The organism is Burkholderia sp. BCC0397 (genome assembly GCF_902832865.1).
Classification (GTDB): Bacteria; Pseudomonadota; Gammaproteobacteria; order Burkholderiales; family Burkholderiaceae; genus Burkholderia.
This window is the reverse complement of the sequence record NZ_CADFDL010000012.1, coordinates 1-20,057: the sequence shown is the minus strand read 5'-3', so window position 1 is coordinate 20,057 and position 20,057 is coordinate 1. Positions and strand designations below refer to the sequence as shown.

The 20,057-nt window shown below is 65.7% G+C and carries 18 protein-coding genes and 1 pseudogene; 6 read left to right on the top strand and 13 right to left on the bottom strand.

Annotated elements, in window-relative coordinates; all coding sequences use genetic code 11:
* Positions 1 to 12: 12 nt before the first annotated feature.
* From HWX03_RS28075 to HWX03_RS28065, 3 genes and pseudogenes are all read right to left on the bottom strand, one after another.
* Positions 13 to 378 carry an addiction module antidote protein gene (locus HWX03_RS28075; protein ID WP_175821328.1) on the bottom strand — a complete coding sequence of 122 codons (366 nt, stop codon included), beginning with the start codon at positions 376 to 378 and terminating at the stop codon, positions 13 to 15.
* 2 nt (positions 379 to 380) lie between these two features.
* Positions 381 to 676, bottom strand: a pseudogene (locus HWX03_RS28070) (type II toxin-antitoxin system RelE/ParE family toxin).
* Positions 677 to 828: 152 nt separating this feature from the next.
* Positions 829 to 2,289: a TolC family protein gene (locus HWX03_RS28065; protein WP_175873500.1), complete on the bottom strand. Its 1,461-nt coding sequence runs from the start codon at positions 2,287 to 2,289 to the stop codon at positions 829 to 831.
* Between the two features lie 77 nt (positions 2,290 to 2,366).
* Between HWX03_RS28065 and HWX03_RS28060 the strand changes: the two genes are divergently transcribed.
* The 4 genes from HWX03_RS28060 to HWX03_RS28045 all read left to right on the top strand — a co-directional run bounded on the left by HWX03_RS28060 (position 2,367) and on the right by HWX03_RS28045 (position 8,172).
* Positions 2,367 to 2,984: a TetR/AcrR family transcriptional regulator gene (locus tag HWX03_RS28060; protein WP_175873499.1), complete on the top strand. Its 618-nt coding sequence runs from the start codon at positions 2,367 to 2,369 to the stop codon at positions 2,982 to 2,984.
* 82 nt (positions 2,985 to 3,066) lie between these two features.
* Entirely contained in the window at positions 3,067 to 4,191 is a 1,125-nt protein-coding gene (locus HWX03_RS28055; RefSeq protein WP_175873498.1) for an efflux RND transporter periplasmic adaptor subunit, read from the top strand.
* Entirely contained in the window at positions 4,188 to 7,328 is a 3,141-nt protein-coding gene (locus HWX03_RS28050) for an efflux RND transporter permease subunit (protein ID WP_175873497.1), read from the top strand. The genes HWX03_RS28055 and HWX03_RS28050 overlap by 4 nt, the downstream gene beginning before the upstream one ends.
* Positions 7,329 to 7,365: 37 nt before the next feature.
* Complete coding sequence (locus tag HWX03_RS28045) at positions 7,366 to 8,172, top strand: oxidoreductase (RefSeq protein WP_175873496.1); 807 nt, start codon at positions 7,366 to 7,368, stop codon at positions 8,170 to 8,172.
* Positions 8,173 to 8,237: 65 nt separating this feature from the next.
* Here the strand turns inward: HWX03_RS28045 and HWX03_RS28040 are convergent, their stop codons facing one another.
* The 7 genes from HWX03_RS28040 to HWX03_RS28010 form a co-directional block, all read right to left on the bottom strand.
* Positions 8,238 to 8,636, bottom strand: a complete 399-nt coding sequence (locus tag HWX03_RS28040) for a RidA family protein (protein WP_175873495.1) — start codon at positions 8,634 to 8,636, stop codon at positions 8,238 to 8,240.
* Between the two features lie 116 nt (positions 8,637 to 8,752).
* Positions 8,753 to 9,529, bottom strand: coding sequence for a benzoate diol dehydrogenase BenD (gene benD, locus HWX03_RS28035; protein ID WP_175873494.1), 777 nt, complete (start codon positions 9,527 to 9,529; stop codon positions 8,753 to 8,755).
* Complete coding sequence (gene benC / locus HWX03_RS28030) at positions 9,526 to 10,548, bottom strand: benzoate 1,2-dioxygenase electron transfer component BenC (protein WP_175873493.1); 1,023 nt, start codon at positions 10,546 to 10,548, stop codon at positions 9,526 to 9,528. The genes benD and benC overlap by 4 nt, the downstream gene beginning before the upstream one ends.
* A 39-nt stretch (positions 10,549 to 10,587) precedes the next feature.
* Positions 10,588 to 11,076: a benzoate 1,2-dioxygenase small subunit gene (gene benB, locus HWX03_RS28025; RefSeq protein ID WP_175821338.1), complete on the bottom strand. Its 489-nt coding sequence runs from the start codon at positions 11,074 to 11,076 to the stop codon at positions 10,588 to 10,590.
* Positions 11,073 to 12,431 (bottom strand): Rieske 2Fe-2S domain-containing protein, encoded by a 1,359-nt coding sequence (locus tag HWX03_RS28020; RefSeq protein ID WP_175873492.1) that lies wholly within the window; start codon positions 12,429 to 12,431, stop codon positions 11,073 to 11,075. Before HWX03_RS28020 ends, benB begins: the two co-directional genes overlap by 4 nt.
* 121 nt (positions 12,432 to 12,552) lie before the next feature.
* The gene (gene catA / locus HWX03_RS28015) at positions 12,553 to 13,503 is read right to left on the bottom strand and encodes a catechol 1,2-dioxygenase (protein ID WP_175873491.1); all 951 of its coding nucleotides are present in this window, start codon (positions 13,501 to 13,503) and stop codon (positions 12,553 to 12,555) included.
* Between the two features lie 50 nt (positions 13,504 to 13,553).
* Positions 13,554 to 14,690 (bottom strand): muconate/chloromuconate family cycloisomerase, encoded by a 1,137-nt coding sequence (locus HWX03_RS28010; protein ID WP_175873490.1) that lies wholly within the window; start codon positions 14,688 to 14,690, stop codon positions 13,554 to 13,556.
* A gap of 597 nt (positions 14,691 to 15,287) precedes the next feature.
* On the opposite strand from HWX03_RS28010, the gene HWX03_RS28005 reads away from it, so the two are divergent.
* Both HWX03_RS28005 and HWX03_RS28000 read left to right on the top strand, forming a co-directional pair.
* Entirely contained in the window at positions 15,288 to 16,403 is a 1,116-nt protein-coding gene (locus HWX03_RS28005; RefSeq protein WP_175873489.1) for an alkene reductase, read from the top strand.
* 199 nt (positions 16,404 to 16,602) lie between these two features.
* Positions 16,603 to 17,535 carry a LysR family transcriptional regulator gene (locus HWX03_RS28000; protein ID WP_175873488.1) on the top strand — a complete coding sequence of 311 codons (933 nt, stop codon included), beginning with the start codon at positions 16,603 to 16,605 and terminating at the stop codon, positions 17,533 to 17,535.
* Here the strand turns inward: HWX03_RS28000 and HWX03_RS27995 are convergent.
* The 3 genes from HWX03_RS27995 to HWX03_RS27985 all read right to left on the bottom strand — a co-directional run bounded on the left by HWX03_RS27995 (position 17,512) and on the right by HWX03_RS27985 (position 19,693).
* Positions 17,512 to 18,228: an SDR family oxidoreductase gene (locus HWX03_RS27995; RefSeq protein ID WP_175873487.1), complete on the bottom strand. Its 717-nt coding sequence runs from the start codon at positions 18,226 to 18,228 to the stop codon at positions 17,512 to 17,514. The two genes, HWX03_RS28000 and HWX03_RS27995, sit on opposite strands and share 24 nt — an antisense overlap.
* Before the next feature lie 91 nt (positions 18,229 to 18,319).
* A complete protein-coding gene (locus HWX03_RS27990) occupies positions 18,320 to 18,991 on the bottom strand; it encodes a peroxiredoxin-like family protein (RefSeq protein ID WP_175873486.1) in 672 nt (223 codons plus the stop codon).
* A 135-nt stretch (positions 18,992 to 19,126) separates the two neighbouring features.
* Entirely contained in the window at positions 19,127 to 19,693 is a 567-nt protein-coding gene (locus tag HWX03_RS27985; protein ID WP_175873485.1) for a carboxymuconolactone decarboxylase family protein, read from the bottom strand.
* Positions 19,694 to 20,057 lie beyond the last annotated feature (364 nt).

Sequence of the window (20,057 nt, the reverse complement as noted above, 5' to 3'; positions counted from 1 at the left end):
CCCCTGACGACGTCATCCGTGGGCCGCCGCACGTGCGTGCGAGCGCGTGCGCGAGGTCGATTCAGGCGCGGGTGCCGCTTCGGCGGTCTGCGTGGTCGGCGCAACGGTCAGATGCAATCCCAACGCGGCGACAACCTTCATGATCGTTGCAAACTCCGCGTTACCGCCTTCCGACAGCGCACGGTAGAGCGCTTCACGCTTCACACCGGACTCGCGCGCCAGCGCCGTCATGCCACGCGCCTTCGCGACGTTCCCGAGCGCGGCCTGGATCAGTCGAGGATCCCCCTCTTCGAACGCCTGCGCCAGGTAGTGACGAATCGCTTCCTCGTCCTTCAGGTACTTCGAGCCATCGAATTCGGCCAGTTCGCTGATTTTCATATTCAATCCTCCAGTTCGGCGGCGATTTGCTTCGCCGTCTTGATGTCCTTCTTCTGCGTCGACTTGTCCCCGCCACACAACACCACGACGATTATCTTTCCGCGCCGCACGAAGTAGGCCCGATACCCTGGCCCTACATCGATCTTCATTTCGTTGACGCCGTCGCCGATCGCACGCCACTGGCCCAGATTGCCAAGCTTCGCCCGCTCGAGGCGCAGGCTGATCGCGGCACTGCCCACAGGGTCGCGAAGGCCGTCGAGCCATTTGTCGAAGTGGGGGTGGTGAGGACTTTGAACATGAAACGATTGTAACCCATGGGGGACACCGCGACTACTGCTTCGCGTTGCTCGTCAGATCCGTAGGCACCGTGAACGCGCCCAGCTCACGGCCCCACGAACCACGATCATTCGGCGCTTGCCCGCCCGACCCGATCAGGTTTCGAAGATACCGCTACCGGCTCGCAACCGCCTGCGCCTCCGACGCTTGCCATCCCCCGCCGAGCGCCTTGAATGCCGCAACCGCCGCGCGCGCCGATTCGGTTTGCGCCTGCACGCGTTCGTCCGATGCGCGCAGCAGGCTTTCGTCGGCCTGCAACACCTCGATCAGGCTGACCACCCCTTTCTGGTAGGCCGCAAACGACGCGGTCCGCGCGCGGCCGAGCGAATTCACGCCGTCGCCAAGAATGGCCGCCTGCTCGTCGCGCTTGACGAGCGCCGAGAACGCATTCTCGACGTCCTCGGTGGCGTGCAGCGCCGCGAGCCGATACGCGGCCAGCATTTCGGCATCCTGCCCTTTGGCCTGCGCGATCTGCGCATTGATCCGGCCGAAGTCGAACAGGCGCCAGCGCAGGCCGAGCACGCCCGCAGCCTGGTTCGCGCCGCCGGCAAACAGGTTGCCCGCGCCCATCGTCGTCGCGCTGCCGATCAGCCCGCTCAGCGAGAACTTCGGGTAATACTCGGCGATGGCCACGCCGATGCGCGCGTTCGACGCCGCCACGCGCCGCTCGGCGACGATCAGGTCGGGCCGGCGCCGGAGCAGTTCGCCGGGCGTACCCGTCGCCGCGATCCGCGGCGCGACCGGAACGTCGCCGCCGGCGAGCAATTCCGCGCGATGCGTGCCGGGCTGCGCGCCGAGCATCACGTCGAGCGCATTCATCGCCGCGTCCAGCGCCGCCTCGAGCACCGGCACCGTGGCGCGCACCTGCGCGAGTGCGCCTTCGGCCTGCCTCACCTGAAGCTCCGCCGCGAGACCCTTTCCATAGAGCAGATTGAGGGTCGACAGCAGATCCTGCTCGGTCCGCACCTGGCGCCGCGCAACGTCGAGCCGGCCCTGCAACCCGCGAATCGTGATGTAGGTATCCGCGGTTTGCGCGGCGACGGCGAGCCGCGTCGCGACCGCCGCCGCTTCGGATGCCTGATAATCGGCGAGCGCCGCTTCGCGGCCGCGGCGCAATCCGCCGAATACGTCCAGTTCCCAGCTCGCGTTGAAATCGACCTCGTAGTCGTTGCCATGACGATCGAAACCGGGCGTCGCATTCAACACGCGCCCCAGCGGCGTTTCGACCGACTGGTAGACGCGCGCCGCCTGGCCGGTCACGTTGCCGGACGGCAACAGCGCCGCATTCGCCGCACCAAGGCCCGCGCGCGCTTGCGCGACGCGCGCCGCGGCCTGCGCAAGATCGAGGTTCTGTGCGAGCGCCAGCGTGATGTATCGCGTCAGTTGCGGATCGCCGAAGCCCGTCCACCACGTCGCGAGGTCGGCGTCGGCCGCCGCGTGGCGCTGGTCCACGGCGCGCTGGCCCTGGAACTGCTGCGGCATCGCCACGTCCGGCCGCACATAGTCGGGACCGACGGCACACCCCGCCGACAAGGTGGCGGCCAGCGCCGCGGCAACGATGGGTTTGGGTAGCATGAGGGCTTTAGCAAGAATCCGGTAGTGACTATAATACCAAATAGTCACTCGTTGTTCATTCCCGTCAGCTGCAGCCCATGAAAAAACCTCTCCCTTCCGCGGCGCCCGCGCGCGGCCCGGCCGACCACGACGTCCGCGATCAGATCGTGGCCGCCGCCACCGAGCACTTCAGCCGGTACGGCTATGAAAAGACGACCGTGTCGGACCTCGCGAAGGCGATCGGCTTCTCGAAGGCCTATATCTACAAGTTCTTCGAGTCGAAACAGGCGATCGGCGAAATGATCTGCGCGAACTGCCTGCACGAGATCGAGACGGACGTGCGCACGGCCGTCGCCGAAGCCGACCTGCCCACCGAAAAGCTGCGGCGGATGTTCAAGGTCTTTACCGAAGCGAGCCTGCGGCTCTTCTTCCGCGACCGCAAGCTGTACGACATCGCGGCGTCGGCCGCCACCGAAAACTGGCAGTCGGTGCAGGCCTACGAGGCGCGCGTGCAGAAGCTGCTGCAGGACGTGCTGCAGGAAGGCCGGCAAAACGGCGAGTTCGAGCGCAAGACGCCGCTGGACGAAACCGCGACGGCCATCTACCTCGTGATGCGGCCCTACCTGAACCCGCTGCTGCTGCAGTACAACCTCGACACGACCGACGCCGCCCCCGCCCAACTGTCCAGCCTCGTCCTCCGAAGCCTCGCACCGTGATGCGTCACCGTTTGTGACCATTGACTATATTGGTCACTAGATACACAATGAAAGCCCCGATCACTTCGTCACTGGGTCTTTCATGGTTCGGCGTCGCCTCGCTTTCTTCGCAGTCGCTTCCGCGCTGCCCCTCGCGCTAGCCGCCTGCAACGGAAAAGCGCCTTCGGATCCGCGCACGGAGGCGCCGCTCGTGCGTACCGCCGTCGTGCAGGCGGCCGTTCCCGCGTCCCGCTCGTTCACCGGAACCGTCGCCGCACGCGTGCAGAGCGATCTCGGGTTCCGGGTATCCGGCAAGGTGCTGGAGCGGCTCGTCGATACCGGGCAAACCGTGCGGCGCGGCCAGCCGCTGATGCGGCTCGACCCGGTCGACCTGAAGCTCGCGGCGCGCGCCCGCGACGAGGCGGTGGCCGCCGCACGGGCCCGCGCGCGGCAGACCGCCGAGGACGAAGCCCGCTACCGCGACCTGCGCGGCACCGGCGCGATATCGGCGTCGGCCTATGACCAGATCAAGGCGGCGGCCGATGCCGCGAAAGCACAACTGAGCGCCGCCGAGGCCGACGCCGACGTCGCGCGCAATGCGACCGGCTATGCGCAACTCGTCGCGGACGGCGACGGCGTGGTGATGGAAACGCTCGCGGAGCCCGGCCAGGTCGTCAGCGCGGGCCAGCCGGTGGTGCGGCTCGCGCACGCCGGCAGCCGCGAGGCCGTGATCCAGCTGCCGGAAACGCTGCGCCCGGCCGTCGGATCGGTCGCGCAGGCCGGGCTGTTCGGCAAGCCGGACGTCGGCGTCCCCGCGACGCTGCGCCAGCTTTCCGATACCGCGGATGCGAGAACGCGTACTTTCGAAGCGCGCTACGTGCTGCAAGGCGCGCTGGCCGATGCGCCGCTGGGCGCGACCGTCACGATCCGCATCCCGGACGACGCGCACGCGGCGTCGCAACGCGGCATGCAGGTGCCGATCGGCGCGCTGCTGGACGCGGGCAACGGGCCCGGCGTATGGGTCGTCGCCGGCGAACCGGCCAAGGTGGCGTGGCGGCCGGTCAAGGTCGAGCATCTCGACGACGACAACGCGCGCGTGTCCGGCGACGGCGCACTCAAGCAAGGCGACCGCGTCGTCGCGCTCGGCGCCCAGCTGTTACGCGAAGGCGAAGCGGTCCGCGTGTCCGCGCAGGCCGTCGCGGTCGCGAGCGAAGGAGCACGACCGTGAGCGAAGGCCGATTCAACCTGTCGGCGCTCGCCGTGCGCGAGCGCGCGATCACGCTGTTCCTGATCTGCCTGATCTCGCTCGCGGGGCTCGTGTCGTTCTTCAAGCTGGGCCGCGCGGAAGACCCCGCATTCACGGTCAAGGTGATGACCATCGTCACTGCCTGGCCGGGCGCCACCGCGCAGGAAATGCACGATCAGGTCACCGAAAAGATCGAAAAGCGCCTGCAGGAGCTGCGCTGGTACGACCGGAGCGAAACCTATACGCGGCCCGGGCTCGCGTTCACGACGCTGACGCTGCTCGACGGCACGCCGCCGTCGGAAGTGCAGGAGCAGTTCTACCAGGCACGGAAAAAGATCGGCGACGAGGCGAACAATCTTCCGTCGGGCGTGATCGGGCCGATGGTCAACGACGAATACGCGGACGTCACATTCGCGCTGTTCGCGCTGAAGGCCAAGGGCGAACCGCAGCGCCTGCTGGTTCGCGATGCCGAAACGCTGCGCCAGCGGCTGCTGCATGTGCCGGGCGTGAAGAAGATCAACATCATCGGCGAGCAGGCCGAGCGCATCTACGTGCAGCTGTCGCACGACCGGCTCGCGACGCTCGGCGTCAGCCCGCAGGAGGTGTTCGCCGCGCTCAACGGCCAGAACGCGCTGACGCCGGCCGGCTCCGTCGAGACCCGCGGGCCGGAGATCTTCATTCGCCTGGACGGCGCGTTCGACAAGCTGCAGAAGATTCGCGACACGCCGATCGTCGTGCAGGGCCGCACGCTGAAGCTGTCCGACATCGCCACCGTCGAGCGCGGCTATGAAGATCCGGCGACCTTCATGATCCGCAACAACGGCGAACCGGCGCTGCTGCTCGGCGTCGTGATGCGCGACGGCTGGAACGGGCTCGACCTCGGCCGGGCCCTGGACGGCGAAGTCGGCGCGATCAACCGCGAGTTGCCGCTCGGCATGAGTCTGACCAAGGTCACCGACCAGGCGGTCAACATCAGCTCCGCGGTCGACGAGTTCATGATCAAGTTCTTCGCCGCGCTGCTGGTGGTGATGCTGGTGAGCTTCGTCAGCATGGGCTGGCGCGTGGGCCTCGTCGTCGCCGCGGCCGTACCGTTGACGCTGGCCATCGTGTTCGTGGTCATGGCCGCAACGGGCAAGAACTTCGACCGCATCACGCTCGGCTCGCTGATCCTCGCGCTCGGGCTGCTCGTCGACGACGCGATCATCGCGATCGAAATGATGGTCGTGAAGATGGAGGAAGGCTACGGCCGCATCGCCGCGTCGGCCTATGCGTGGAGCCATACGGCCGCGCCGATGCTGGCCGGCACGCTGGTGACCGCGGTCGGCTTCATGCCGAACGGTTTCGCGCGATCCAGTGCGGGCGAATACACCAGCAACATGTTCTGGATCGTCGGGATCGCGCTGATCGCATCGTGGGTCGTCGCGGTGGTATTCACGCCCTATCTCGGCGTAAAGATGCTGCCCGACTTCAGGAAGATCGAAGGCGGCCACGACGCGATCTACGACACGCCGCGCTACAACCGCTTCCGTCAGTTGCTCACGCGCGTGATCGCGCGCAAATGGCTGGTCGCCGGGTCGGTCGTCGGCCTGTTCGTGCTCGCCATTCTCGGCATGGCGGTCGTCAAGAAACAGTTCTTCCCGATCTCCGATCGCCCCGAAGTGCTCGTCGAGGTGCAGATGCCGTATGGCACATCCATCTCGCAAACGAGCGCCGCGACGGCAAAGGTGGAAGCGTGGCTCGCCAAACAGAAGGAGGCCGAGATCGTCACCGCGTACGTCGGGCAAGGCGCGCCGCGTTTCTATCTGGCGATGGGGCCCGAGCTGCCCGATCCGTCGTTCGCGAAGATCGTGATTCGGACGGACAGCCAGGACGCCCGCGATGCGCTGAAGGCGCGACTGCGGCGCGCGATCGCGGACGGCCTTGCGCCCGAAGCGCGCGTGCGCGTGACGCAGCTCGTGTTCGGCCCGTATTCGCCGTTCCCGGTGGCCTATCGGATCACGGGACCCGATCCGGACAAGCTGCGCGGCATCGCGGCCGACGTCGAACGCGTGATGCACCGCAGCCCGATGATGCGCACGGTCAACGCCGACTGGGGCACGCGCGCGCCGACGCTGCACTTCACGTTGCAGCAGGACCGCTTGCAGGCGGTGGGGCTGACATCGAGCGCGGTCGCGCAACAACTGCAGTTCCTGCTCACCGGCGTACCCGTCACCGAGGTGCGCGAAGATATCCGCACCGTGCAGGTGATCGCGCGTTCGGGCGGTGAGGCGCGGCTCGATCCGGCGCGGCTCGGCGACTTCACGCTGGCCGGCGCGAACGGCCAACGCGTTCCGCTATCGCAGGTCGGCAAGGTCGACGTGCGGATGGAGGAGCCGATCATGCGCTGGCGCGACCGCGTGCCGACGATCACGGTACAGGGCGACATCGCCGACGGCTTGCAGCCGCCGGACGTCTCGACGGCAATCACCCGGCAGCTTCAGCCCATCATGGACAAACTGCCGGGCGGCTACCGCATCGAACAGGCGGGCTCGACCGAGGAATCGGCCAAGGCGACGACGGCCATGGCGCCGCTGTTCCCGATCATGCTGGCGGTGACGCTGATCATCATCATCTTCCAGGTGCGCTCGACTTCCGCGATGGTGATGGTGTTCCTGACGAGCCCATTGGGATTGATCGGCGTGGTGCCGACGCTGATCCTGTTCCGGCAACCGTTCGGCATCAACGCGTTGGTCGGGCTCGTTGCACTGTCGGGCATCCTGATGCGCAACACGCTGATCCTGATCGGGCAGATTCACCAGAACGAACAGGCGGGACTGGATCCGTTCCATGCGGTCGTCGAAGCGACCGTGCAGCGTGCGCGTCCGGTGATCCTGACCGCGATGGCGGCCGTGCTCGCGTTCATTCCGCTCACGCATTCGGTGTTCTGGGGCACGCTCGCGTACACGCTGATCGGCGGCACGTTCGCCGGCACGGTGCTGACGCTGGTGTTCCTGCCGGCGATGTATGCGATCTGGTTCAGGATCCGGCCCGGCCATGCCGCCGGCTCGCATCACGGCCGGCATGAACCGGCGTCGCCGGGCGAGCCTGCGCTTCAGCCCGCGCTCGACGCGCGCGATTGACACGCACCCTCCATTCACCGTATCGAAGGAAGCCGCCATGTCGAATTCCACCGTTGTCGTCGTGACCGGCGTGTCGTCGGGTATCGGGCGCGCGGCCGCAGAGCAGTTCGCCAAACGCGGGTGCCGCGTGTTCGGCACCGTGCGCAGCATCGCCGGCACTGCGCCCGTCGCCGGCGTCGAGTTGATCGAGATGGACGTGCGCGACGATGCGTCCGTTCGATCCGGAATCCAGACGATCATCGAGCGCGCCGCGCGGATCGACGTGCTCGTCAACAACGCGGGAACGAGCCTGATCGGCGCGGTGGAGGAAACGTCGGTGGCCGAAGCGACGGCCTTGTTCGACACCAACGTGTTCAGCATCCTGCGCACGGTGCAGGCGGTGCTACCGCACATGCGCGCACGACGCGGCGGACGCATCATCAACGTCAGCTCGGTGCTCGGGTTCCTGCCGGCGCCGTACATGGGCCTCTATGCGGCGTCCAAGCATGCGGTCGAGGGATTGACCGAAACGCTGGATCACGAGGTGCGCCAGTTCGGCATTCGCGCGACGCTGGTCGAACCGTCGTTTACGCGGACCAACCTCGACGTCAATGCGCCGCAGACCGGCGCACGAATCGACGATTACGGCCGTGAACGCGCGCTCGCCGCACGCGCCGTCGTCGACAGCGTCAAAGCTGCGCCGGCGCCCGACGGCGTGGCCGCCACCATCGTCGACGCCGCGCTCGGCGCGTGGCGCATGCGGCGCACGCCGAGCGGCGAGGCATCGCTTTTGCGCACGCTACGGCGCTTCATGCCGGCCGGCCCCGTCGATTCGAGCCTGCGGAAGAAATTCCGGCTCGGATGACGGAATGATCGACGCAATCGCCCTATCGGTGGGAAGCGCGGATCCGGCGCAACGATACCCGTCGGTCACCGCTGCAGCACCGCCACCGCCTTGATCTCGACGATATAGCCGGGCGAACCGCCGAGCATGTGCGCGCCGGTCGCGGTCCACGCCGGCCGCGGATGCGCATGGAAATAGCGGTCGCGCACCTGCATGAACAACGGCAGGTCGCGCATGTCGGTATGGAAGGTCGTGAGGTCGACCACGTCGTCGAGCGATGCGCCGGCCGCGTCCAGCACGCGCTTCAGGTTCTCGAACGCCTGCACGATCTGCGCTTCGCGGCCGTCGACCAGCTGCATCGCCGCGTCGCGGCCGATCTGACCGGACACGTAAACGGTATCGCCGACCTTGATCGCCGGCGCATAGCCGATTTTTTCGTACACGGCCTCCATGCCGGCCGGGATGATCGCTTCGCGTTTGCTCATGAGTGTCTCCGCGGCCGGGCTTGTTGCACCGGCCGGTTATGTGATGGTCGTCATCGCGTGCACGCGCGGCTGCCACACGTGCACGTGTGATGCGAGCGAATCGCCACGCGTGCCGCTCAACCCGTATCCCCGCCCGCGACCGGCAGCACCGTACCGGTGATATAGCTCGCTTCGTCCGACGCGAGGAACAGGATCGGCGCGATCTGTTCGTCGAGGCTGCCGTAGCGCTTGAAGTACGTCGATTCGGTCACCTGCCGCACGGCCTCGCCCATCCACGCCTGTTCCTGCTCGGTGTCGCCGGCCGCATTGCGCGGCACGCGGCGCGGCGGCGCGCTGGTCCCCCCGGGCGCGGTCGCGACGACGCGGATGTTGTGTTCCGCGTACTCCATCGCAAGCGCCGACGTCAACGCATTCACGCCGCCTTTCGCCGCCGAGTACGGCACGCGGCGAATGCCGCGCGTTGCGTTCGACGAGACGTTGACGATCGTACCGCCGCCGCGCGCGATCAGGTGCGGCAGCACGGCGTGACACGCATAGAGCGTCGGCATCAGCGAGCGGCGGATTTCCGCGTCGATCTGTGCCGGCTCGAACGCCGCGAACGGTCGCATGCGAATCGCGCCGCCGACGCCGTTGATCAGGATGTCGATGCCGCCGAACGTCTGCACCGCGTGCGCAATCGCCGCATGTGCGCCTTCGTACGTTTCGAGATCGGCGACGAAGCCGGCCGTGCCGCCGCCCTGCGCTTCGGCCGCGACGTCGGCGACGAAATCCGCGCGATCGACGAACAGCACCTTGCCACCCTCGGCCGCCGCGCGCAGTGCGACACCGCGGCCGATGCCCTGCGCCGCGCCGGTGACGACGACGACCTTGCCGGAGAATCGTTGCATGGTCATGCCGCCTTTGCCGTGACGTTGGGGGTGAACTTCTCGTAGTGGAAGCTGTGCGGCTTCACGCCTGCGTCGTCGAAGTACTGGCGCACTGCATCGACCATCGGCGGCGGCCCGCACAGATAGACGTCCACGTCACCATTGTTCAGCGCGTCGGCCGGGATGTGCTGCGTAACCCAGCCCTTGCGTTCGTGGCTCGATGCCGCATCGGCAACGACCGTCGCGAAGCTGAAGTTCGGCAGTTTCGCCGCATAGGCTTCGATCGCGTCGACCAGCACGAGATCGAGATCGCGCGTGACGCCGTAGATCAGGTGCACCTTCTGCTGCGAGCCACTGCGCGCGAGCACCTCGAGCATCGACAGGAACGGCGCGAGGCCCGTGCCGCCGGCGAGGAATAGCAGCGGCCGCGCGACGTCGCGCAGGTAGAAGCTGCCGAGCGGCCCGTGCAGTTCGAGCGTGTCGCCGGGTGTCGCGGATGCGAGCCACGTGCTCATCACGCCGCCGGGAATCTTCTTGATCAGGAAACCGACCTTCGTGTCGCCCGGTGCCGACGAGAACGAATACGAGCGGTGCTGGCCGCTGCCCGGCACGCCGATGTTCACGTACTGACCCGGCAGGAACACCGGCGCACTCGCGCCGACGTCGAGTTCGAGCACGACGGCCGCATCGTTGTGCTGCTCGACCTTCGTGACCGTCGCGGCAAAGCTGCTCTGCCCGGTCTTGCAGGCGACCGACGACGTCGGCACCACGATCACGCAATCGCTTTGCGGCACCATCTGGCACGTCAGCACGAGGCCGCCGTCCTTTTCGTCCTCGGTGAGCGCGTCGTCGATGTAATCGTCGCCGAGGTCGTAGCGGCCGCTTTCGGCGCGGCACTTGCAGGTGCCGCACACGCCGTCGGAGCAATCCATCGGCAGGTTGATCTTCGCGCGAAAGGCCGCGTCGAGCACTTTCTCGCCGGCCTTGCAGTCGATGAAGCGGGTGACCCCGTCCTCGAAGTTCAGTGCAATCTTGTAGGTGGACATGACGTCGCCTCCCTTTCCTTCCTGTCGAAACAATCGGCGTCAGACGTGGTACACGTCGAGCACCTGCCGGATGTAGTCGTTCTTCAGCACGATCTTCTTGTTCGAGATCAGCAGCGCGTCGCCCGAGCGCCGCAACGTGACGAACATCGTGCCGAAGAAGTGATCGGTCACGCGGTAGCGGTGGTTCAGCGTGTGGAAGTTGTAGCGCACGTCCACCTCGCCATCGCGTTCGGCCAGCACCTCGACGTTCGTCACGTTGTGGCTGGTGCGCGGCTCGGGCGTCGACGCGCCGCTGCGCTCGGTCTTGATCCGGAACACACGATCCTCGAGGCCGCCGCGATCCGCGTAGTACATCAGCGAGATCTGGCTCTGCGGATCGTCGGTCGGATGGTCATCGTCGTCCCACGCGGGCATCCAGTACGTGACGTCGTCGGTGTAGCAGGTCAGCCACTCGTCCCACTCGCGATCGTCGAGCAGGCGCGCTTCGCGATACAGCGCCGCGCAAATCGTCCGGTAATCGAAGCTCATGCCGCCACCTCCCCGCGTTCCTTCTTCAGTGCATCGCGCATCACGTTCACCCAGTGTTCGTGCTGACACACGAACAGCCCTTCGTCCTCGCTGCGCTCGCCGGAAATGCGTGGGTTCAGCCCCATCTTTCGCGCGTTTTCGTCCGGCCCTTGGACCCACAGCGGCGCGCCGCGCGACAGGTCGTTCCACACCGCCGCGATGCCCGCATAGCCGGCCTGGCACGCGCGGAACTCCTCGAGATCGTCGGCCGTGCCCATCCCGGTCACGTTGAAGAAATCCTCGTACTGACGAATCCGCGTCGTGCGATCCGCTTCGCTTTCGCCCTTCGGCGCAAAGCAGAAGATCGTGACTTCGGTCCTGTCGACACCGAGCGGCCGCACCACGCGAATCTGCGTGCTGAACTGGTCCATCAGGAACACGTTCGGGTACACGCACAGGTTGCGCGTCTGGTTCACGATGAAATCGGCCTGCACGTCGCCCACGCGTGCCTTGATCTCGTCACGATGCTGGTACACGGGCCGCACTTCCGGGTTCATCGTCTTGGTCCACAGCAGGATGTGGCCGTGTTCGAACCCGTACACGCCCGCGACCGACTTGCTCCAGCCGTTCGCGTCGACCGCCTTGGTGCCGTCCTCCTTGCGGCGGCCCATCGTCGCCGCATAGTTCCAGTGCACGGTGCTGACGTGATAGCCGTCGCAGCCGTTCTCCATCTGCATCTTCCAGTTGCCTTCGTAGATGTAGGACGAGTTGCCGCGCAGCACTTCGAGCCCGTTCGGCGCCTGGTCGACGATCTGGTCGATGATCACGCGCGCTTCGCCGAGGTAGTCCTCGAGCGGCAGCACGTCGGCGTTGAGGCTGCCGAACAGGAAGCCGCGATAGTTCGCGAAGCGCGCGACCTTTTTCAGGTCGTGCGAGCCGTGCGTGTTGAACTGCACCGGGTACTCGGTCGTCTTCTCGTCCTTCACCTTCAGCAGCTTGCCGGTGTTCGAGAAGGTCCAGCCGTGGAACGGGCACGTGAAGCTGCCCTTGTTGCCGTGCTTGCGGCGGCACAGCATCGCGCCCTTGTGCGCACAGGCATTGATGACCGCATGCAGCTCGCCGGTCTTGTCGCGCGTGATGACGACCGGCTGACGGCCGATCCACGTCGTGTAGTAATCGTTGTTGTCGGGAATCTGGCTTTCGTGCGCCAGGTACACCCAGTTGCCCTCGAAGATGTGCTTCATCTCGAGCTCGTACAGCTCCGCGTTCGTGAAGATGTCGCGGCGGCAGCGGAAGATGCCGGCCTCCTTGTCATCCTGCACAGCGGTTTCGAGCAGATGATCCAGTGTGTTGGTGGGGTCGATCGTGGCGGACATGATGGCTCCTCCGATGCGCGTGCCGCGTCCTGCAAGCACGCTCGCATCGGTATCGGTTGAATCTCGGGGGACCGGCCGGCAGCGGCGGCGCACGTGCGCGGCCGCCGTGCCGCCGGCCGGGTTATGCCGTGGCCGAAGCGCGCGGGCGTTCGACGATCTGGTTGTCCTGGCCCTGTACCAGCGGCGTCAGCACGAAGTTGAACTCGATGTCCTGGTACGCGTCGGCCTTCATGCCGAGCGCGAGACCGCCGGTCTTGGCGACCACGGGCGGAATCAGCTCCTCGCGCGTCGCATACGCGAAGTCATCCCAGATCAGCGGATCGCCGTCGATGTTGAATTGCGTCGTCAGCTTGCGGTGGCCGCCGCTCGTCACGAAGAAGTGCACGTGCGCGGGACGATTGCCGTGGCGGCCGAGGCGGTTCAGCAGTTGCTGAGTCGCGCCCTGCGGCGGGCAGCCGTAGCCGACCGGCATCAGCGTGCGGAATTCGTATTTGCCGTCCGCGCCCGTCTTCACCGCGCCGCGCAGGTTGAAATCGCTCTGCGCGCCGGTCGGGTCGAAGTGCGAGTAGAAGCCGTGCGAGTTCGCGTGCCAGCACTCGACCAGCGCGCCGGCCACCGGCTTGCCGTCGAGCCCCGTGACCGTGCCGTGGATCACGAGCGGGCCCGCGCCTTCGTCCGCGTCGAGGTCGATCTTCGCGACGCCGTCGCGCACCGGTGCGCCGGCCACGTACAGCGGCCCTTCGATCGTGCGCGGCGTGCCGCCATTCAGGCCGATCGCTTCATCCTCGGCGTCCATCCGGATGTCGAGATACTTCTCGAGACCGAGGCCGGCCGCGAGCAGCGCTGCTTCGCCATCCTGACCAAGCTTGTTCAGGTAGTTCACGCCGGCCCATACTTCGTCGGGCGTGATGTCGAGATCGTCGATCGCCTTGAACAGGTCGCCGAGCAGGCGCAGCACGATCTGCTGCGTACGTGCGTCGCCCCTCGTGCCATTCGTGCCGTTCGCACCTGCGTTCGATGCGGCCTTCAGCAGGTCCTGCACTTCCCGGGTATCGAAAACTTTGATGCTCATGATGGTGTCTCCATGTGTATTTGGGGGATGACGGTCTTTGCCTGACCCGATTACCGCACGACTTTCGTCAGCCCGTCGCGGGTGAAGCGCCTGACCTTGTCCTCGTCGAGCGCGATGCCGAGACCGGGGCCGTCCGGCACGGTCAGTTCGAAGTCGCTGTAATCCAGCGGCTGCGTCAGGATTTCTTCGGTGATCAGTAGTGGTCCGAACAGTTCGGTTCCCCACTGCAGGTTCGCAACACTCGCGAACAGGTGCGCGGACGCGACCGTGCTGAACGCGCCTTCGAGCATCGTGCCGCCGTACAGCTCGATGCCGGCCGCATCCGCGATCGCGGCCACGCGCTGCGCGGCGAAGAGGCCACCGCTCTGTTCGATCTTGATCGCGAACACGTCCGCGCCGTGCTGCTTCGCGATCTCGAACGCGCTGTCGGGGCCTTGCAGGATTTCATCGGCCATCAGCGCGACGGGGAAGCGGCGCATCAGGCGTGCCAGCGCCGCGGCGGAAGCCACCGGCTGCTCGACCAGTTCGCAGCCGGCATCGGCCAGCGCCGGAATCGCACGCGCGGCCTGCGTTTCGCTCCACGCCATGTTCACGTCGACGCGCACCGATGCGCGCTCGCCGAGCGCCTTCTTGATCTCGGCCACGTGGCGGATATCCGTTTCCGGCGCTTTCGCGCCGATCTTCAGCTTGAATACGTTGTGGCGGCGCAGGTCGAGCATGCGTTCGGCTTCGGCGATGTCGGTGGCCGTGTCGCCCGACGCGAGCGTCCATGCAACCGGCAGGCGATCGCGGCGGCGGCCGCCAAGCAGTTCGCTGACCGGCACGCCGAGCCGCTTGCCGTGCGCGTCGAGCAGCGCGGTTTCGAGCGCGCTCTTCGCGAAGTGGTTGACCTTCGCGAGCTTGCCGACGAACGCCATCAGCGTCTGGACGCGCGTCGCATCCTTGCCGACGATCGCCGGCGCAAGGTACGCGTCGATCGCGAGCTTCATCGCTTCCGGGCTTTCCGGGCCGTAGGCCATCCCGGCGATCGTCGTGCCTTCGCCGATACCCGTCATGCCGTCGCTGCAGAACACCTTCACGAGCATCAGCGTCTGGCCGTGCATCGTGGCCACCGACAGCTTGTGCGGGCGGATCGTCGGCAAGTCGACGAGGCGGGTTTCGATGCGTTCGATGGTGGCGGAGGACATGGGGCGCGCTGCGTGGGGGGAGTTCATGGGACGGATTTATACGCGGCGGGGAAATGGGGCGTCCAATACTTTTAGGCGGGATTTTTGATACCTGACAGGTATGGAAATCAGGCTTAAGACGCGAAATATTGCGATGCACCATACCTGTTTTGGCTAGATATGCGGGCCGAAAGGCTTGCTGGAGCGCGGTCGCGCGGGTTCGGCATATCGCTTGGGCGGGGGTGCGGCGCGGCTGGTTTCGGCAGGGGGAAAACCGGTTGAAACCGGCGGCGTGCCGAGTCGATCAGGGTTTTCCTGAGGGGAAAAACGGCGGGCTGGCCGTCCGGCCTTCGGCTTCGGCGTCGGTTTCTACGAACGACCGCAAGGAATTGGATAGGCGGATATCGACGTTCGTCGCCGATGCTCGTCGTCCATCAGAAGCTGGCGGCTACTCTCGGCAGGAAACCGACGATGCCCCATGACGCTCGACGCGTCGCGCTTCAAGCTATTCCGAGCAGGAATGACAGCTATCACCCGGTGCTGTCTTCTGCAGATTCGCGCTTGCCCTGAAGATCCAGAGGCCCTCTCCCCTCCTTTACTTTTTTCAGGTAACGCGCAATGAACACGCTCTTCACCCCGACTCAGGTCGGCCCCTATCCGCTCGCCCACCGCGTCGTCATGGCGCCGCTCACACGGATGCGCACCGACGCGCACAACGTTCCCGGCGATCTGATGGTCGATTACTACGCGCAGCGCGCCTCGTCGGGTGGTTTGCTGATTTCCGACGCGACCTCCGTGTCTCCGCTCGGCTTCGCTTATGTGGGTGCGCCTGGGATCTACACCGAAGCACATGCGCACGGATGGCGACGTGTTGTCGACGCTGTCCACGCGAAAGGGGGACGCATCTTCGTGCAACTCTGGCATGCGGGACGACAGGCGCATCCCGCCAACATCGGCGCAGCATTGCCGGTCGCCCCTTCTGCCGTGCGCGCCCGTGAACACTCGGCAATCCACGACGAAAATGGCCAGGTTATCGAAGTCGAACAGGTGCTCCCGCGTGCACTCGCACTCGACGAAATTCCCGGCGTGATCGAAGAATTCCGTCACGCGGCGGCGCTGGCGAAACAGGCGGGCTTCGATGGTGTCGAACTGCATGCCGCCAATGGTTATCTGCCCGACCAGTTTCTGCGGGACGGCTCGAATCACCGTACGGACGCATACGGCGGCTCGCTCGAGAACCGCGCACGCTTTCTGTTCGAGGTGCTCGATGCAATCGGTTCGGTGTGGGAGGCCGGCCGCATCGCGGTCCGTCTTTCGCCCGGAAGCTCGTACGGCACGATGTGCGACAGCGATCCGCATGCCACGTTCGGCTATGTCGCGCGTCGTCTGGATGGCTATGGGCTCGCGTATCTGCATGTGGTCGAGCCGCGTGTGCGCGGTAACGATGACGTCGCCGCCGCAGCGTCGGCGGTCTCGGCGAAAGACTTGCGGCGCGTGTTCAAAGGCACGCTCATCGCGGCGGGCGGCTTCACCGCGGATAGCGCGCATCGCATGATCGAAGCAGGCGACGCCGATCTCGTCGCATTCGGGCGCCTGTTCATCTCCAATCCGGATCTGCCCGAGCGACTGCGCGTCGGGGCGCCGCTCAACCGCTACGACCGCTCGACGTTCTATGGCGGCGATGCACGCGGCTACACCGATTATTCCTTCCATGGCGAGGCGCCGGTCATCTGAACCAGCCTGCACGCGAGCCCGGTTTGCTTTTACGATTCGTTTCCGTGATCGTGCGTGCGGTTTCAGCCGGCAAAGACCGATCGCCCGCAGTTTCATCCGCCACATGTTCCGACGCGCTAGACTTCTGCCTTGGCCCCTTGGCACATCTCGGCCACGACACGGACTTCATGGTCCTTCAAGGAGAAGGAGAAGCAGCGGCATGGACCGGATGGCAGCAATGGAAACGTACGTCAGCGTCGTGGAGGCGGGCTCGTTCTCGGCCGCCGCCAAGCGACTCAAACTCGGGCAGCCGGCCGTCTCGAAGTCGATCGCGCAACTCGAAGCGCGACTCGGCGTGCGACTCCTGTTGCGCTCGACTCGCGGACTGACGCCCACCGATGCCGGTCAACGCTTCTACGAGCACGCGCGGCGCGCCATTGAAGAAGTCGATCTTGCCGAGCATGTCGCGCGCGACGCGTCTACCGGATTGGCCGGCGTGCTGCGCATCAGCGCCGCCGTGACCTTCGCGCGGCTGCATATCCTCCCTTCGCTCAAGACGTTTCTCGATCGGCACCCTGATTTGCAGATCGATATCGTGCTGGACGACCGCAGCATCGATCTGCTCGAAAAAGGGGTGGACGTTGCCCTGCGCATGGGATCGCTCGACGATTCGACGATGACCGCGCGCCGCATCGCGCAAAGCCGCCGGCTGGTTGTCGGCACGCCTGCCTACCTCGCCGAGGCGGGCGTGCCGACAATGCCGGCGGACCTCAGTCAGCATCAGGTGATCGTGTATTCGTTGCGAGGCGGCGGCGAGTCCTGGTCGTTCAGCCAGCACGGCAAGGAAGTGGCGGTGGTCGTATCCGGACGCGTCAGCGTCAGCGCCGCCGAAGGCATGCGTACGACGGTGCTCGGCGGACTGGGCCTTGCGATCGCGTCGGAATGGATGTTCTCGCCGGAACTCGCCGACGGCACGGTTCAGGCGGTACTGACCGACTGGGAATTGCCCCCGATCGACCTGTGGGCAGTCTTTCCGGCCGGACGCCTGGTCAGTGCGAAGGCGAGAGCGTTCATCGCCTTCGTCGAAGAAGTGCTCGGTGCCGCCGGCAGCCGTCCCGCCGGCCCGTCCTCAGAAAGCAAGCTTGCCGATTGATGCTCCGCCGTCGACGTAAAGCGTCTGACCGGTCATGAAAGCCGCCGCATCGGACAGCAGAAACGCGATCGTCGCGGCGATTTCATGAGGCTGGCCGAAACGGCCCATCGGCACGGCGGCGAGATAGCGCTTCTCGCCCTCGCTGCCCGGCGGATTGTTCGCGCGAAACAGCGCGGTCTCGGTCGGACCCGGCGCGACGGCATTCACCGTGATGCCGGTGCCGGCCAGTTCCAGCGCCCACGAACGCGCAAAACTCACCAGCGCTGCCTTGGCCGCTGCATACGCTGTGCGCTGCGTCATCCCGAGAATCGTCAGGCTCGAGATGTTCACGACGCGCCCCCAGCCGCGGGCCCGCATGCCGGGAAGCAGCGCCTGCACCGTCTGCACGGCAGGATGAAGATTCAGCGCGAGAACGTCGTCGAGATCGTTCAGCGCGACCTCACCCAGACGCTGCGGCCTGACCAGCGCGACATTGTTCACGACGCCGTCGAACGTATGACGACGCACGAGATCATCGAGCACTGCGGCCGTCGCGGCACGGTCGGCCAGATCGACGCGGACCAGTTCGCCCGGAAAATCGCTCGCGTCGCGCGCGAGACCCACCACATGGTGACCGTCGGCAATCAGCCGTTCCGTCAACGCGAGGCCAATGCCCTTGGTCGCGCCAGTGACGAGAAATGTACGCTGTGTCATCGAATGTCCTTTACGAAACCGGAAGGAATGGAAATGCCGCGACCGGTTCCCCGGTGCGGCGTGGCGATCCGTGAGCGTTGAACGGCAGCGCTCAGGCGTTGGCCGTCGCTTTTTCCAGAACCGGGAACATGTCCGACGGATCCGGACGACGCGTGTAATCGGGGTTGACCTCCGAATACAGCACGATGCCATTCTGACCGATCACATAGCGAGCAGGCATCGGCAACGTCCAGCTCGGGTCGTTATTGAACGCCGGCAGATCGTTTTTCAGGTTTTTGTACAGTTCGACCAGATAGTCGGGCAACGCGAAACGCAGTCCGAAGTCGGCACCCGTCTGACCGTTCACGTCGCTCAGCACCGGAAAACCCAGTTCGTTGGTACGCACGGACTTGCGGCTATTGACCGGCGTCTGCGGCGAGATCGCCACGACGTTCGCGCCATAGGCCCGGATCTCCGGCAGCACGTCGTTGATCGCCTGCAATTCGATATTGCAGTATGGGCACCAGACGCCGCGATAGAACGTCACCACCAGCGGGCCCTTCACCAGCAACGCACCGGAAGACACATCGTTGCCGTCCTGATCTTTCAGTTTGAAATGCGGCGCGCGGTCGCCGGCCTTGATCGCGCGACCCGCCTGCCCGCTCGCAATCAGTTCTGCCGTGGCGCGTTCCATCACCGGATGAATCTCCGGCGGTGCGTTGAACGGCGGCTTGCCTGCCTTGAAGTCGGCCCGGAATGCGTCGAGTTTGTCTTGCAGTGACATGCGTATTCTCCGTCGAGAGGAAGAGAGGAATGAGGAACGAACGAATCAGTGGGTTCAGGCTGCGTTTTGCGCTGATGCAATGCGTGCCGCTTCGGCCGCAGCGATACCTCGTCGATCACGCGACGCAGGCGCCGCTCAGGCAGCGACAGCGACCGGTTTGGTCCACTCGTTACCGGCCATGAAGCCGTCGAGTTCGGTGTGGACGATGTGGTTCGTGTAGTTGCTCATCACCTTGGTTGCCACGCCCAGAATCACTTCAAGGACGTTCTGACGGGTGTAGCCCGCGGCGAGGAACGCGTCGACATCGGCGTCCGGGACGAAGCCACGCTCACGCACCACGAGCGTCGTGAAGCGATGCAGCGCTTCGAGCTTTGCATCGGGCAACGGCGTGCCCGCGCGCAGCGCGGCGATCACGCCGGCGTCCATCTTGATCATCTTTGCCAGCGTGCTGTGACCGGCCATGCAGTAGTGGCAGTCGTTCTCGAAGTTCGAGGTCAGGTAGACGACCTGCTGCTCGTGCGGCGTCAGCGTGCTTGTCGAGAACAGATCCCACAGCGCCGAGTATCCGGCCAGCAGCGCGGGCGATTCCGCCATATGCGCCTGAAGGTTGGGGACGAAGCCGAAGGCGCGCTTCGTGTCTTCGAGGCTGGCCTTCGACGCGGCCGGCGCGTTATCGATCGTGTAGGTCGGGAAGTGGCTCACCGTTTTGCTCCTGTTGGTTGGCGGTGAGCAAATGATGAAGGTCGGCGCCCGCTCGAAGAAGGCACGCGCCGTCGATAACAGTCATTCCTCGCAGGCATAAAGCGATGGCGGTGCGGTTGGCATGCACACGCCTGAGGAGAAAAATGGTCGCGGCGGGAGGGAGTGTTTCGAAGCTACCCGACGCGTTTCGATCAATTGGCTTTGGGGCGGGACCGACCGCTCGCTGCAATTCGTTCAGGCCGCGGTTAGCGGACCTATCCGTCATTTTGTGGGCGGGGCATATCATGAGAGGCAAAAGTCATGGATATGTCGATGAAGAAGAAGAGGCAAACCGTAGCGCGTCAGGCAGCGGCCCGCGGGCCGC